At 52.1% G+C, this 16214-nt stretch carries 13 protein-coding genes and 1 pseudogene; 2 read left to right on the top strand and 12 right to left on the bottom strand.

The annotated features are described in order from the left end of the window. Positions 1-84 precede the first annotated feature (84 nt). The 11 genes from JOD20_RS25165 to JOD20_RS27095 form a co-directional block, all read right to left on the bottom strand. On the bottom strand, positions 85-678 hold the full coding sequence (locus JOD20_RS25165) for a hypothetical protein (protein WP_204757926.1): 594 nt from the start codon (positions 676-678) through the stop codon (positions 85-87). Beyond that, positions 675-2333: a methyl-accepting chemotaxis protein gene (locus JOD20_RS25160; RefSeq protein ID WP_204757925.1), complete on the bottom strand. Its 1659-nt coding sequence runs from the start codon at positions 2331-2333 to the stop codon at positions 675-677. The genes JOD20_RS25165 and JOD20_RS25160 overlap by 4 nt, the downstream gene beginning before the upstream one ends. Positions 2334-2386: 53 nt before the next feature. After that, a complete protein-coding gene (locus tag JOD20_RS25155; RefSeq protein ID WP_204757924.1) occupies positions 2387-4321 on the bottom strand; it encodes a hypothetical protein in 1935 nt (644 codons plus the stop codon). A 49-nt stretch (positions 4322-4370) separates the two neighbouring features. Then, on the bottom strand, positions 4371-5873 hold the full coding sequence (locus JOD20_RS25150; protein WP_204757923.1) for a PP2C family serine/threonine-protein phosphatase: 1503 nt from the start codon (positions 5871-5873) through the stop codon (positions 4371-4373). A gap of 59 nt (positions 5874-5932) precedes the next feature. Further along, entirely contained in the window at positions 5933-7414 is a 1482-nt protein-coding gene (locus JOD20_RS25145) for a protein phosphatase 2C domain-containing protein (RefSeq protein WP_204757922.1), read from the bottom strand. 150 nt (positions 7415-7564) lie between these two features. Beyond that, entirely contained in the window at positions 7565-8512 is a 948-nt protein-coding gene (locus JOD20_RS25140; RefSeq protein WP_204757921.1) for a PP2C family serine/threonine-protein phosphatase, read from the bottom strand. A gap of 89 nt (positions 8513-8601) precedes the next feature. Further along, positions 8602-9774: a VWA domain-containing protein gene (locus tag JOD20_RS25135; protein WP_204757920.1), complete on the bottom strand. Its 1173-nt coding sequence runs from the start codon at positions 9772-9774 to the stop codon at positions 8602-8604. A 38-nt stretch (positions 9775-9812) separates the two neighbouring features. After that, on the bottom strand, positions 9813-11162 hold the full coding sequence (locus JOD20_RS25130) for a protein kinase domain-containing protein (protein WP_204757919.1): 1350 nt from the start codon (positions 11160-11162) through the stop codon (positions 9813-9815). A 568-nt stretch (positions 11163-11730) separates the two neighbouring features. Then, positions 11731-12438 (bottom strand): vWA domain-containing protein, encoded by a 708-nt coding sequence (locus tag JOD20_RS25125; RefSeq protein ID WP_204757918.1) that lies wholly within the window; start codon positions 12436-12438, stop codon positions 11731-11733. 443 nt (positions 12439-12881) lie between these two features. After that, complete coding sequence (locus JOD20_RS27055) at positions 12882-13238, bottom strand: integrase core domain-containing protein (protein ID WP_420828964.1); 357 nt, start codon at positions 13236-13238, stop codon at positions 12882-12884. A gap of 210 nt (positions 13239-13448) precedes the next feature. Continuing rightward, on the bottom strand, positions 13449-13622 hold the full coding sequence (locus JOD20_RS27095) for a transposase (protein WP_476702824.1): 174 nt from the start codon (positions 13620-13622) through the stop codon (positions 13449-13451). A gap of 82 nt (positions 13623-13704) precedes the next feature. Here JOD20_RS27095 and JOD20_RS27050 point away from each other — a divergent pair. Together JOD20_RS27050 and JOD20_RS26630 are read left to right on the top strand one after the other, a co-directional pair. After that, a pseudogene (locus tag JOD20_RS27050) lies at positions 13705-14274 on the top strand (M23 family metallopeptidase); the annotation flags it as partial. 189 nt (positions 14275-14463) lie between these two features. Next, a complete protein-coding gene (locus tag JOD20_RS26630; RefSeq protein ID WP_239584075.1) occupies positions 14464-15744 on the top strand; it encodes an FG-GAP repeat domain-containing protein in 1281 nt (426 codons plus the stop codon). Positions 15745-15757: 13 nt separating this feature from the next. Here JOD20_RS26630 and JOD20_RS25105 read toward each other — a convergent pair whose 3' ends face one another. Beyond that, positions 15758-16120: an integrase core domain-containing protein gene (locus tag JOD20_RS25105; RefSeq protein ID WP_204757915.1), complete on the bottom strand. Its 363-nt coding sequence runs from the start codon at positions 16118-16120 to the stop codon at positions 15758-15760. Between the last annotated feature and the right edge of the window lie 94 nt (positions 16121-16214).

The following is a 16214-nucleotide window of genomic DNA, read 5'->3' as shown; positions in this document are numbered from 1 at the left end:
TCTGTTATTTAAAGAACAGCCATACGTAAATGATGTGATCGTTTAGTTTGAGCAAACCTGTTCCCATGCTGCCTCTCGTTTTTACTATGGCGAGCCAAGCAGCAAATACACTTCGATCTCCACATTGCCGCGTTGCGACAAATCACGAGAAATAAAGTGAAAATCCCGAAATACCGTCAACCGATCGCCGCTACGTCGAAAAAGATTCGGAAGTTCCTGACTCATCAACTCGTTCAATATACCTGCTAGTAGACGGCCTTCGGCTGGCACGGCTGCGGTACCGAATGATAGAACAATCCCTGCACGGCGGTTTGTCAATCCGCCGAAACGATCCCTGATTACTTGGCGTAATCGTTGCCGCTCGGCATCTTTAGCTGCTCCATCTGGGCCAAGCAACAGGCTTGCATTAGCCTGGAAGTTCTCGATAATTGGTTGTTGTGCCAGCCCTGTGGACAGGCTGGGGATGGCCGTAGGGGTTGGCGTGGCCGTAGGGGTTGGCGTGGCCGTAGGGGTTGGCGTGGCCGTAGGGGTTGGCGTGGCCGTCTTTGGCAGTTCAATACCAACCGTGTTAAAGCAGAAGAACAGCATGGCCAATCCGAGCATTAGGTCGGCAAACAACCATCCTGACTGGCTAAGTGTGTTTTGAAAGGCAGTGCCTTTGCGATAACGACGCCTCATCTGACGAGCACCTGTTGAAGTTGATACGCCATATAGGAGAGAAGTCCAAGCAACACCACAATTGCAGAGAGGAGCAACGTTGCTGCCCGGCTCCATCCGCTGGTAATCGGTGTGTAGGTTGACGATGCCAAGCGATGGGTTTCTGCTGCCAGATGTTCGACCGTTGCTGACAAGCGGTTGGATGCCTGTTCGGTGCTGTATAGCGATTCGGCGGTACTACGCGTCACCTCAGCGTTCTGGTTGACAAACTTTTCGAGTGCGATTGTTATCTGGCTCTGTGAATCGCTAAGACGGGCGACTTCGGCTCTTATATCGACGATTGCGCTGCTTACCTCTGTTAACACCATACTCGATTGGCCTGCAAGCGCCTGACTTGATTGTCCAAGGAGTCTGACCTCCTCCCTAATTGCGCCCATAGCACTCGACACATGGCTGCCAAAGCCGTGCATTACCGCAACACTGTCGACGAGGCTTGTGATAAGCGCTTGCATCACCATCGCTGACTGATTGCTTTGTCTAGTGGCTTCATTGGTGTGGTGAATTGATTGTTGAATGTCACTGCTTACCTCTATAAGAGTCTGTTTGAGAGTGGTCTCGCCTTCAAGCATATTAGCCGCGAGCCGCCCCATGTCGCTTATTACCTGCACGACAGATTGAACCATATCACTGTTGCGCTCGGCGGAGCGCAGCAACATGGTTACGGCATTGTCGAAATTGATTCCAGTTTCTTTTGTTGTCGTCAGCAACGCGTTGGAGTGTCCGCTGATTGAATCAAGCGAGCGCAAGAGACGTTGCTGGTGCTGTTCAACCCCCTCGACCGAGTCGCTAAGCTCTTCAACGGCCTCTTTAAGTTGTTGGTACACTGCAGCCACATCACGCCCGTGGAGCAGCAGATTGCTCGCACCCTCAGTCATTCTGGTGGTAATGACCTGGAGAGTGTTTAAGCTACCGCTGCCGATTTCTTCGAGATATCGGCGCTCCCAACGCAGCAAATCAAGCAGTTCGCTTGCGCCACGCTCAAATTTTTCAATAGCCGTGCTGACTTGCAGGACAGTCTGAGCATGATCGCTGCGTGCACGAATGACCGCGAACTGGTAGTTGAGACGCCAAAGCACTTGTTCGACCCGGCACCGAACAGATGCAGCCTGGACTTCTGCTACCGCCTCTTTGATATCACGCTGGCGGTGTACCAGAATCGTCATCATGGTGATCACCACCAGCAGAAGCGCATCAAGCAGAGCCAGATTGCTAAATAATGGGTCGATAGGGCTGCTAAAGCCAAGGAAATCGCGCTCCCAAAGCAGCAGAAACGGCTGGGAGACTAATTCAGGGCGTTCTGTCACAAGCGTATTGTAGGTATCGGAGGCACGAGAAAGCCCAAACCATGTCAACCCAATCGGCAGAAGCACGATGATATTACGAGCGGCTTCCAACCAATTGAGCCAGTGAGAGCGGTTTTGGAAATAAATGACCGCCCGGTCTTCAACAGAATCCGGGTCTAGTAAGCCGGGCAGATACAGATGCGACATAGCCACTACATCGCCGTCATTAAGCTCATCGCGCAAAGATATCAGCCGCAAGGAGGCGGCACCATCGATCAGCCGGAGCTCATCTGCTAGCGTATCAAGGTCCTCATTGAGTGTCGGTGCAACCATCCTGGATACCTCTTTGTAGGTAGGGCAAAAACTTTCCTACGCCTAACGTGTGGTCAAGGCCTGTTACTTGGCCATTCTACAGAAAACGATAGCTCCGTCGGCAGGATAGCGCCGGCCGAAATCGCGGCGGAGACGATTCGTTGAAATTCTTCAGGCGTCAATGAAGCGCCCGAGGAGAAAAGCAGAGGCCAGCTGACTCGGGCTAGCTCGGCACTAGATGACTCAGAACTGGTTGCCAACTGGTAAAACTGCGCCTTCAGCGCTGCAAGCTCTACCGCATCAAGCAGCGTGCGCCAATCCAAGGTTTCTGGCAACCGCACGTGGGCACTAATTGCATCACCATAAGTCTGGGCGATTGATTCCTGATCACCAGTGGCCAAGGCTGCGAGCAATGCTTCGGCAAGATGTCGGCGTCGAGTCGCACGTATTATGCGGCGACTCTGAACGGAGCTGTCAAAGCCAAGAGCTGTTTCGGAGATGCCTGTTCCTGTACGAATCTGCTCCCCACGGGATACCTCCAGATATTGCGCTTTGCCAACTGCCGCAATGCAGCGGGCGTGTTCGTCAGGGGTCAGCATTGTCGATTCGCTAAAATAATCAGCATTGTAATACACCGCTATCTCAGCCTCGTCATTTGCTGCGAGTGCGCGGCGCAGCGGCTCAAGTAGAATCTGCTGACGGAGCGTGCGTTCTGGATCGTTAGAGGGGCAGGTTAGTTCAGATAATGCCTCTCGAGCTTTCTTGACCTCAAGCCGCGCGTTGCTGAGTGCCAGTGCTGTTTCAGCAGACAGCACGCAGCCACCCATTAAGGCTAGCTCGCCAGCCAAAACGATGTCTTCAGGGACACCCGCCACTATTGCCTGCTCCATATTGTGTCGCAGCAACTGCTCGCGCGCAATACGTATGCGTTGCCGCTCATCAGCAGCCAAATCGCGGCAGTACAGCAATAAAGACTCGTGCTGGGTATACAATTGCGTAATTGCCATATCATCGCCGCCAGCCAGCGTCTGGCGCATATCCTCCACCACATCGAGGCGACGTCGTGCCAAATCGAGCCGGTCATGTTCTGCTGGCGTAAGGTCACCTAATTCAGCAAACAGTGCCTCATCAGCCTGATAGCAGTCAATGATTGCCGCATCGTCTCCGATGAAGAACGCGGCACGCAAAGCAGCTTCTTTAGCCGCCACTCGCCGTCGGGCGCGGCGCACAGCGTGTGTCACCTGCGGCGTGCGCCCTGGGTGATGGACAATCAAAGTGCCATAGGCGGCGATTACCTGTTCCATTACGAGCAGATCATTTTGTCGCAGGCATTCATTCAACGCGTTCATTGCCACATCGGCCAATACCTCAAGAGCGGCCATCCAGGCATGTGCAGTCCAAAAACCCGTCTCTGGAGAGGTAGCGAGCAGCTTGGTGCAGGACTGGGCAAATGTGGAAGTCGTATGGGGTGCAAATACGCTATCGAACGCTGGAACAATCTGTTGCTCCAGCGCTCCCACCAGTACGGTGATCTCACGAGGGAAACTTGGACAAAGATCACGCAGTAGCGACTCGCAACGCCCAGGATTGCCTAGCAACACTAATCCGCCATGCGCTGGGTGGATAATAAGCTCTGTCAAAACGTGCTTCGGATAATCATCCAGAGACTGCACCAAGTAAGCCCCCCGTAATACAACTGGCCACGGCGGCAGCTCCAGTGCGTTTGCCCAAGCCGCTACACCCCAGGCCGCTGGCTCATCCTCAACCGCGCGTTGTTCATTAAGTCGCCTAAGCCAGCGAGCTGCACGCAAGGCTTCTGGTAGGGTGCTATGATGCAACATTTCAGCGACGATGCCTTCACGAACGACACTTAACAACACATGTACCTCGGTCGCGGGGTGAGGACAAGCATCGCGGAGAGCTTGTTCGCAATCACGTGGATTGGTGGCGAGCCCCAACCCATGGCACCGAATCAATTCGCTGATAATCTGCACATACTGATCGTCCATTAATCTTATTTGCCTTTCTACTCCCAGCGTAACTGAACCCGATGGTTGCTCACTCAATACGCGGGCCTGCTTGCAGCCCTTGGCGTGATCCAAGCCACATTACAATCTTTCGCAGTGTATCAAACAAATTTCTCAGCTGAAGATATTGCCTTCGCTGCTCATCAAGCTCATCCGCAAACGTTTGCTGTTGCTCTATGAGAGTTTGGTCAACGCGACGCTGGTACAGATGCGTGCTCTCCGTTAGGTCAGCTAATGCGGCTTCGAGCGATGCCAACCGCGCGTCGAAAAGCGCATGGTTTTCGGCGAGTTCTAGTCGCATCTGTGAAGCAACTCTCGTTTCAAACTCAAAGATCTTAAGCTCTAATCCAGCCTGATTGATGACAAGCGACTGGATCGCGGATTCCAGATCTCCACGTAGATCTGATTGCATCGTTCGGACGCTCGCTTCAAGAGCAATAAACTGCTGACTAATCTCGGCGAACTTGTCCTGCGAATCCACACCCAGTTCGGTGGCCAGTTCTCGGATATGCGTCTTAAGAAGGCCGTGGAGGCTGAGGTCTTGGGTGATAGAATGTTCGATGGCAAGGAGACGGAGGCTATGCGCTTCGACTGTAGCCATAGCCTCCATCGGGATGGCTACTACGCTGCTAGTTGGCTCGCTACCATGGAGCTCTTCGAGGGAGCGTGTAACTGGAGAGTAGATGAGCATAGCGATTGTTACATCATCACCGCTTCCCAGTTCAGAAACCGTATTTAAGATTCGCGGCAAGTCGCTGGCGACATACTCGACTCCTCCCGCGCGCAGCATTTGGAGGTAGTCTGGCGCTACCTTGAGGAAATCTTCCTCGTCGCTATAGGAATTTGCATATCCGTCCGTCATGCCCAAAATCAGCGGCGGAGGCTGGCCATCAATCGGCATCAGGCGGACGCGGAATTCCTGCGCCGCAGAGGACATGCAGAGCGAAGTTGTCTCATTAGCAATGAAGCGCTCGTCATCGGGGAAAAGCCGTTGCGGCCTACCATTGGCATCTACGCACAGAATATCGCCATCTCCAAGCTGAAGACATATGAAAAACCGATCTGTCGCCCCGACGGCGAGCAGAGTCGAGCCATACGCAATCGCGGGATTGGCAACAATATCCAGCCAAGCTCTTGCACCCGCTTTATCAATCACGCGCTGCATTTCGCTGGTGTTCCATGGGTTGGCGTTCAGGTGATTAAAGACGCCGTGCAACCAAAACTTTATAATCGTCGCCGGCAAATAATGTCGGGCCTCGTACTCAATCTGCGGTATATTGACGTGCCCCAAACTGTCGAGGAAGCGAGCGAGTAGTAATCCGCCGATCTCAGCGGCTAGTCGAGCGCCATGATCACTACGGCAGTAGTTCGTACTTCCATGTCCATCAGCAAGTGACATTACCGCATAGGACTGCGATGCGACTCGCCACAAACTATCTTGGTTCGGCAGGCCTTGGCGAATGTGCGCGGCACCACGCACGCTGTGGCCAATTACCCCCCATTGACCTGTTGGGGAAGATTGCGATTCAGTCATGTATCCCACTCTCGGCATGCAGTCTAACACAGCGAACCTGGACGGCCTGCCTGCCTTGTCTAAGGCATGACATAGATAGTCATGCCGATGATAAGAATGATAGAGGTTAGCCAAATAGTCATAAGCATGAACAATCTGCGTTCAAGTCTGGCTTCCTTTTCCGCCAGACCTTCTTCCTGTGACGCATTCTCACGCAGATGCACATGTAGTACATGTTCGAGCGAGCCGATCCGTTCATAAAAATATTGATTGGTTTGGCTATATTCAGATTGGAACTGGCTGATCTGGCCGATAAGCTGGGCGTGGGTACTTGAGACATTCTCGTTCTGACCGGCAAGCTCCATTAGATTTGCTGCTGAGGCGGCTTGCTTATCGTCAAGGTCGGCCAAAAGCAGTTGAATATCGCTTTGCGATTCACCCACTTCCCCAAGTTTTCCGCCTAGGGTAGCTATTCGGTCGCGTTGCTCGGTGACCACTGTGTTTAATTCACGAATCTCCGCTGAGAGCTGCGCGATCGCACTCTGCTGATCTGCGATGGATTGGCTCAGAAGTTCGAGATCACCGAGTAACAAGCCCAGTTTGGCTGAATGAAGGGAAATCTGGCGCTGTGTAGTATCAAGATCCCGCTGTTCGGCACGCTTGATAAGTGCAATGCTGATATCATCGCCGCTGCCTCCTATTGACACTTGGTGTAGGAAATCTTCCAAACGCTGCTCCAGGTGGTCGATTCCTTCAGCGCGTATCCGTTCGAGGTAATCGCGCCCGATACGCTCATAATCTTTGTCATCACTATAAGAGTTGCTATAGCCATCTGTCGAAACTAGCACTAGAGCTGGGGCTTCGTTTATGATCGGCTGGATTTGGATACGAAACTCGCGTGCGGCGTGCGCCTGGCAAAGTGAGTGCGTCTCGTTGCCTAGCAACTGGTCATCCTCTTTGATCGGCCGGGTAACTATCCCTAGCTCGGAGACTGCGAGAATATCGCCGTCACCAAGCTGGATGTAGAGTAAAAACCATCGAGTCACGGCCACACCTAACACTGTTGAGCCATAGGCCAAGATCGGTTCGTACGCCACGGCTTGCTGATCCTTGTCTGCTAAACGCGCTAGCTCGCCTAGACTGAAGGGATTAGCTTGAATATCGGCGGCCACGCGCTCGCGCCACGAGCGAACAATATGGTTGGGCAGCGATTCCTGGGCCAATCGGCCAATCAATGAAAATTTGGAAAGATCCTCCTGAGCAAGCAAAAACTCTTCAACCAAGCGCAGCATAACCTCCACCGCAAACCGCGATCCGCGATCGCTACGGAAGTATTTCGCACTCCCATGGCCATCAGCTAGAGCAACCAGCACAGGTATGCCGTCCTCATCACGGCTGATACAGCCGATCGCATCCTGATTAGGCAATTCGGCACCCACATGCGATGCTCCGCGCACCTTGGAGCAAATCGTCTGCCATGTCATACCCAAATTCGGGGCATTATCGCTTTCTGCATTGAGGACAGAGGTAATTTCCTTGGTGTCAGGTATAGTATTATCCATAAACGATGGGTCTCTCCTTTCGTGGGCGGAATGATCGAGCTGCTTATTCAATGCCAGGCAGAAGCGAGGCGCTCAGGTCGTCGGACGACTCAACGGCAGGAAGGATAATCAGCGAAGCAGTGTCGCTGCTGCTGCTTCATTGACCGCGGCTCAAAAGGCTCCGCCAGGTTTGATTGAACTGCTTCCGAATGACATGGGTGAGAGCGGCAAACGATAGATAATACCAACGGTAATATCATCGCCGCTGCCTTGCTGCGATGTAGTGTTCAGCCACTCTTGGAGTTTCGTTTCCACCACGCCCGCGCCAACGCTGCGAATTTGATCAAGATAATCACGACCAATTTTCAGGAACTCTCTATCCTCATCATTTTCGACAAATGAATTCCCGTAGCCATCAGTGGCTAAGAGGATCATTGTCGGAGGGGAGGCCTGAATGACCTCGAAGTGAACCCTAAAATTTCTTAAAGGTTCGTTTGTATCAATCGACCATGTCACATTACCAAGTAGTTGCGGATCGTCGGGCAATGGACGAGTGACGCTTCCATCGTCCGAAACGACTAGAATGTCGCCATCTCCTATCTGCAAGTAGATCAAAAAATCGCGGGATATAGCTACAGCGAGCAGTGTCGTGCCGTACGCGGTTCGGGGCGAGCGGGCGATATTAGTCTGGATCATATCGATGCCGTGCTGCACGCGCGCCTGAGCGGCGGCGATTTCATCAGGCATGATCGGTGTTGCAAGCAAATGATGATCAATACTTTTCCGCCATGCCCTTACCAGGTTTTGCGGCAATTCAATTTCAGCGGTTTGCTTTATATGGGCATAGCGCGGCTGATAGCCAAACCAATCGACGAAATCCTGCAACACCCGAACTGCGGTTATAACTGCGGCGCGAGCACCGATATCGCTCCGGAAGTGAGTGGGGCTGCCATGGCCATCGGCAAGCGCGAACACTAGCGGCGTGCCGCCTTGTGGCCCTACAGTCCAACATAACGCATCTTGGTTTGGCAAGTTCTGACGCACATGGCTGGCACCGCGTACGGAGTGACCAAACGCGCGCCAAGCGAATGCCTCATCGATTATAGGTTGATTCATCATAACGTGGTGTTACTCCTCAGGCATCAAGGTGAAGACAAAGCCACGCCGCTGGTTTGGTCGGCTGTTGGGCTGATATAGCCGACCTGCAATCACCAAATCACATTGCTATTGTCATCTGGACCTAGTTCGGGCGGTAGTGTAGGGATTGGGACCTTCAGCCCCTGCAGACCCGCTCCCGCAGGGCCACTACCCGCAGGTGCCGATACCGATTGGAGAACTGCGGTCGAAGCCCATTTGATATAGCGCACAAGTGCATCGGGGTTGCTCGCGTGAAGAGGCCGTAGCTCAGTATGACCAATGAATTGCTGCAAGACTGATTCATCTGCATCTTGGCCGATCGCAATCGCCAAACGCACAGCCTTTTGCGCCCAACGCTCCTGCATAAGTGACTGGAGGCCAGCTGCAAAATCGTCTGTCGGCTGGCCGTCTGAGATCAGGACGAGTACTGGCGGAAGACCGCGACTCGCCATTGGAGGCATCCGCAACGCCTCGCTAAGCATTCTCAAGGCCTCACCCATATCGGTGTTGCCGCCACCTGTGAGCGGTATGACTTGATCATCAACATCAAACTGGTGAACTAGAATAGGTTCGCTACCAAAGGAAATGCGGCCAGTGAATTCTTCGACAAACCCTCCAACATTCACCGCCACCCGAAACGACGTCGGATCGCTACAACCTAGAAGTCCATGGTTGCGATAATGGTTAACGAACACCTTGTAATGGCCACGCGGGGCACTGCCTCGCGGCCAATAAACATTCTCCACCGGCTCCTGAGATGTTGGCAATACATTCATATCGACATCCAGTTCGCCGGCGCATGATGATCGCTTGTTGCTGAAGGAGATCCGCTCATTTGATGGACAAACCACATGCAAGTCCAAATCATTGAAGTTATTCCAGATTAGCGAGATTTGCACATCGCCAGTCTGGGCACCCTCGCGAGCCAAGCGGCTGCGAAATTCGGCGGCAAATGCGGCTGTGCGGGGCAAATCATCTGGCACGAGATCTGTCCAGCGAAACTGCTCCAGATTGACGGGCTCATCCTGCATCCAGCGGGCACCGCTCGAGAAGCGCAGAGTTTGGACCCGCACTGAGGCGTTGGGGTTCTGCTCTGCAACCCCAACCATGTGGGGCAAAGACTCGCGGATGGCAGCGTTGAGCGATTGCATTTTTCCATCCAAACTCATTGACGCAGAACAGTCGCAAATCCAAATAAAATGAAGCGGACGGGTTTTCAAAGTTCCGCCGGGTAGGTCGTTCATAGTGTCATCCTTCTGGCTTATCGACTTCAGCCACTTAGTCACATGCGGACTTGGCCTTCCAGGGTACCGAAATTGATGCGAATATTTTGCGCGAGCTGGGCGCTCTTTCCAGGCAGAACGGCCTGAGTCTTCCCGTCAGCTGTGGTCAGTGTCCATGATTGGCCGCTCTGGTTCGTCAACCCCCAGAGCCCGGGATTTGTCGGATGTTGACTCATCTTTGCAATAGGCTGGCTGAAATTCCAAGTTTGGGTGCTATCTACATGATGGGGGTAGAGAACGCTGTCGTGGTTAAGCATGACGGTGAGTGGTTCCACGTTGCCCGGTCGCGAGATACGGATGCGGGGTGGCATCTGCAACTGCGCACCGCACCGCCAGCAATTACATGGCTGGTTCCCATGTTGCCGCAGTGCATGATCATCATAAAAATTCTGGCGTGTACAGGAGCCGCAGTAAATGATGGAATCACGTAGCTTTACCATATCTTGGCGCCAAAACGTTTCCAGTACCCGACCGTTAGCGGGATCGCGAATACCATTGGTAAACGCAGAAGTGAAGCGGTTGCGCAAGAAGGAAGGGTATACCTTCCAAAAGGCGATAGCATTGTCATGTTCGCCAGGAACAGGGCGATTACTCTCGTTGTGTGGATCGTAGATGAAGATGGGGTTCGTACCGTAGAGCTTGCGCATGGCTGGTGGATCGAAAGCGTGGATAGCCGATTCTTGGGCACCCTCTAACGGATGATGAATCATTAGCATGTAGAAAAGCAGGACTGAGAGCGAGAATAGATCAGTGTCTCTGCTAGGTGCCGCTTCATCCCGAACCACTTCGGGTGCCATGAACCGGGGTGTGCCCAGAATGCCCCCCTCGTCCTTGCTATTATTGATATCGACGTTATCGTTGTCGCAGATTTGCACATGGCCATTCTCGGGGTCGAAAAAAACGTTGCCAAAAGAAATATCCCGATAACACAGCCCTTTGGCGTGGAGTTGAAAAAAGCTGTCCGACAACTGGTAGCCTGCAGTTGCCAGCGCTCGAAATGAAGGCGTGACCCGCCGCCGCATCAAATCGATAATACTGTGATATCGCTGGTCGCGCAAGGGCATGATGTAACCGAAGGTAGGGGTGCCTTGCAGCGACGCTAGATCGAGCGGCCAGAGAAAACGATTGTCCGGCGCGCCTTTGTCAATGGCCTGTTTCAACCGCTTCTTGAGAAACGGATCTTGCTTAATGTAGATGGGGAAATACCACTTGAGGGCCATCATTCTACCGTCGAGCTTAATCTTATAAACCTCGCCCTGCCCACCTGAACCAATAATATCTTGAACTTCGCACATTATGGAGGAAGATTCGATACTCACCATAGTTCCGGGACGCAACATTTGATTCATAGGAAACCTCACGACTTTTTCAGATTGGAAAACGTATATAATTACATTACAAGCGACGAGGCTGGTAATGACCTCCCGCCGCTCTGCTAACTGTATTAGGGTCAACCCACATCTATATCAGTGTCGGTCCAGTAGCTGTTTTTACCGCAGCCGCAGTTGAATATCAAACAGTCTGGGTACGTTTGCTCGAGATCGATGTTGCCATGATAGAAGTTTAGCTGTAGCCCTCGTAATGGTCAGTCGCTCCTTAATCCCAAATGTCTAAAGTTTATCCCATAAATAGCAGCGCAGTAAAATTCGCAATGCCTATGTAATTGGCATAATTTTGATGCCTTTAATAACACCGTTTTTTTGCCAACACCGAAATCCTTTTTGGAGCTCCGACAAAGGTACCATTAATGAAGCAGTTGCTAAAATCACGGTTTCTGCGTTCGGTAAGATCTATGGCTAATGCGTGCAGGAGCTTATTAAACACGCCCTCCAATCCCCTCAACGCTCAGCCCTACGACACATCTGTCCATCATAACCACCACTCTTTGCTGTATGGACGATTCCCTCTGCGTGCTATCTACCAGACATCGCCACCCATGTCTCCCACTGCGATGGTAGGTGGCAGAGCGGGGATCTGAATGTTCTGTCCGCCATCCTCCTCGTTCGGTCTGCGGCTTGATGGCGCTGAAACGGCCTGCACCACGGCAGTAGACACCCACTTGATGTAGCGTACAAGATCCTCCGGATTGCGAACCGTGAGCGGCTCTATTTCATTGTTTCCAATAAATTTCTTTAGCGTTTCGGTATCCGCGTCTTCGCCAATTCCGATTGCGATACGCACGCTGCGTTTAGCCCATGGCTGCGCCATAAGCGAGGAGAGGCCAATGCCGAAGTCATCAGTCGGCTGACCATCGCTTACAAGAACCATCACCGGAGGCAATCCTTTGCGTGGCATTGGTGGCATTTTCATTTGCTCAGACAGCAAAAGCATGGCCTTTCCCATGTCAGTAACTCCGTCTGCAGTTAGATCTACCCAGCGGAAATCTTGTACGCGCGTGGCAGTAGGGATATGCCACGCAGCCCCGTTAGAGAATTTGATAACGCGAACCATAACTTGCGCATAAGGATTGGCATCTGCTGCCTCTTGCATATGCGGGATCGACTCACGAATCGCTGAATTCAGCGATTCGATCTTTCCGTTCAAAGACATTGAGCCCGAGCAATCACAGATCCAGAAAAAGTGCATAATGCGATTAGATAGCTGGCCTCCGGGTAATTCGCTCATGAGGACTCCTTAAAGAAATGAATCATTTAATAAATACCCAATACACTCTCAGATTGCTGCCTGAAGACGTATTGACCGCACGTTCTTCGCTCTGGTCATTGCGCCTACATCAAACTGGTTTGTAGGTCACAAACAAAAATTCAATTAAGCATTGATCGCACAAGTGTGATCATGATTTTCGCCTGCGTCCCTCTGTCGTCCTTGATATCGATTTCAACGGCTATTACTTCCCGTTCTCGGACTTGTTTCTCACATTCATGAAGAATTCGCTGCTAAAATTGATTACGCGATTCATTCTTGTTCGTCTGGATACTAATTGAGCAACACGCTCAAGAGCACTCTTGGCACGATTATAGAGAAGAGGCTCTTTACGTATTGCATATGTGCCTCACATCGGGTAGGTATCAGCGTGCCATAAATGCTAACGTGAGCGATTCGTTTTGTCAAGAACAAAAAGACGAGAAAAGACCAAAAGGTGGTATAGGGTTAGGGCAACGATTAGTTCTCTTAATGTAATGGTCAAATACCCTCTGCACTGCCCAGGGGGCTGAGCAGCCGCTGCGTGTAGACGGCTGGTGAGAGGCATCAAGGCCTTGCCCTTGGTGTGGCCGATCATTGTAGTCCGCCACGAACATTCCGAGGAGATCGTCTAATTCCCCAGCGGTTTTCCATGTCTCTCCCCGCAGCCATTCCTTCAGCGTCCGCACCATCCGCTCCGCAATCCCATTGGTCTGTGGTCGCCGTCGGCTGATCGGTACATGCAGGCCCAAACCCAAGATTTTTACATCCAGCCGCAACATGGCGCGTTTTAAGGCATGAGAATAGTCTAAAATGATGATCGTTCTATTTGAAAGATACGACCGATTATCGTTCATTTTTTATACAAAAGTGACGCTATTTCACGCTCTTTTGCCTCAATAAATCGCCGAAAGAGCGGAATTATCTTTCAAAGAAACTTTTTTAATGCTATTGCGCTCGGCTGCGAGAAACTTGACTCTGCTGGCGAACCCTCAACCCGATGCAACGAGCCGCGACAGGGCACTCCGACGCGGCGGTGTTTGGCGCGGCTGATCGAGCCATGCGCCGATGCGAATGACATTCAATGCCACCGCACTCAAGACATGCTGAAGATGGGTTTTCGCCAGCCCAAGAAAGCGCGTTCGGCGTAGGCCTACCTGGCGAATCTGCCATTCTCCTTGCGAGGGTGATATTGATCAGCAGGCGAGTTTGGTTCATGTACAGCATTCTCGTTTTTAGGAGGTATCTATGTATTACTATCGAAAATATGTATATTCCCTAGTCTTGCTTTGTCTTCTCGGAATTCCAAGCCTCTTCTCTCAAGGTGTTGTGGGTGCAGTGGCGCGCGATTCGTATGTTGACCAATCCTTGCCACTTTTGCCCGCCGTAACTAATGATACAGCGATAGACCTTAATCTCTTTTGTATTCCTACAACCGGTCAAATAACGAGTGGGTTTGGCATTCGTGAGGGGGTATTGCACGCCGGAGTTGATATCGCTGGGCCGCCGCAGTATCCCGGTAATGCCATTTATGCGGCATATCCTGGGACAGTCGTCTATGTTGGCGGTGATGGGAGTAATGCAGCATATCCTTTTGAGCGACAACCTCATATTGTTGTCATTAATCATGGATGGATCGCATCAAGACAACGCTATGTTTTTTCCGTGTATGGCCATATGGGAACGCCACATGGTATTCATCCCTTCCAGAGCTATATTGTCGTTTCTCAGGGCGAGGTTGTTGATCAAGGACAGCGCTTGGGCTATCAGGGGAGAGCCGGAAACGCTGATGGAACCCATCTTCATTGGGAAATTCGTGAACAGACGACCCCTGGTTTCATAAGGATCTCTCACGGGTCAGCGGTTGATCCACAACAGTATGTAGGCACGCTAAGCGGATCAGTTCAGGAAGGATGTCCCAATCAAGCACCCCATGCGCCAATCCTCTTAACACCACCGGATGGCCTGCGAACCGCACAGCAACCGCTGACCCTTACATGGAAGGATATGGGTGATATCGACAATACACCAAATCCAGTTCGCCAGTTTTCCATTGAGTTGCGCAATGTCGCCACCGGTGCACAAACCGTTTCACCGTTGCAATCGACGACCGCGTGGACCACGCCTCCCTTAGCTGATGGTACCTATACGTGGCGTGTTCGCGCCTACGATGGGGCGCTGTACAGTGAATGGTCGTCACGGCGTATCGTCACAGTCAATACGAAATACGCCAATATGTTTGCAGATGGAGGGATATGGAGCGCCCCATCTGGGGCAGGCAGCGACCAGATCTATCGTGGTGACATCGACGGGGACAAGCGCGACGATCTGCTTGTCGCGACATCGCGAATCAATGGTGCGACCCAAGGGCTAACGTGGTATTGGCTGCGCAATACGGGTTCGACTTTTATCTATGCAGGCACTGTGAGTTCGAGTTATGGTAGGGCTAGCGATACCTTTTATGTAGGCGACATCGATGGTGACGGTAAGGATGATCTGCTCACCGCGACCGCACGAGTCAGTGGCAACACGACGCTGACCTGGTATTGGCTGCGCAGTACGGGCGCTGGCTTCGAGGATCGGGGCATCATCAACCAATTCTATGGAAGCATTGGCGATCAGTTTTTTGTTGCTGATGTCGATGGTGATGGCAAGGATGATCTGCTGACCGGAACAACGCGATTAACGGGCACCAGCACGGGTTTGACGTGGTATTGGTTGCGCAGTACTGGAACAACCATGGAGGATCGCGGTATTATCAGTCAAGCCTATGGGATCGAAAATGATCTGATCTATAGTGCTGATTTTGATGGCGATGGCGACGATGATATGATACTGGCGAGCACACGATTTCATCCTGAGACCACGCATATGACGTGGTACTGGATGCGCAATGATGGTACATCTTTTGCCTACGCAGGCATTCTTCAGGATGCGTATGGAATCGCAAGTGACCGGTTCTATGTTGCGGACTTCGATGGCGATGGCAAAGATGATCTCCTGACTGCTACGCCACGGATCAACGGCAACACGACGTTGACGTGGTATTGGCTACGCAGCACGGGTACCAGTTTCGAGGATCGCGGTGTTATGAGCCAAGCCTATGGTGGTAGTGCCGATCAGTTCTATGTTGCCGACTTCGATGGTGATGGCAAGGATGATTTGCTGACGGCGACCACGCGGGTCAATGGGAGTGCAAATCCATTAACGTGGTATTGGCTACGCAGCACGGGTACCAGTTTCGAGGATCGCGGTGTTATGAGCCAAGCTGATGTGGTCACAATTTAATGGACAATCGTTCTTATCCGCTCCACGCCGCTTCCATCGTTGCGGGCGTTTGGTAGGCTAAGCTCGAATGCAGCCGTTGGCGATTGTAAAAGATTTCGATGTATTCGAACAGATCCCGCCGTAAACTGGCGATGCTGTCATACATCCGATGATGGGTCAATTCGGTTTTCAGGGTCGCCCACAGGCTCTCCATGGGCGCATTGTCGTAGCATTTGCCCACATCGCTCATGCTCATGGTGATGCCATACTGGCGCACCAACGTTTGGTAGGCCGCGCTCGTGTACTGGCTCCCTTGGTCGGTATGGTGCACGGTCGGTCGCTGCTGGGTCTGGGTCACGGCCATCTGCAAGGCCCGCTCAACCAACGTCGCATCCATGGGTGGTTTGTCAAGAAGTGTGCAAAATCAATCTAGCCAGGCATGCGAATTTTACGAAGCTGGAGCGTCCGAACGACCGCATAAAAGAGTAATA

This window comes from Herpetosiphon giganteus, from assembly GCF_016907925.1.
Taxonomy (GTDB): Bacteria; Chloroflexota; Chloroflexia; order Chloroflexales; family Herpetosiphonaceae; genus Herpetosiphon; species Herpetosiphon giganteus.
This window is presented reverse-complemented; position numbering and strand designations above follow the sequence as displayed.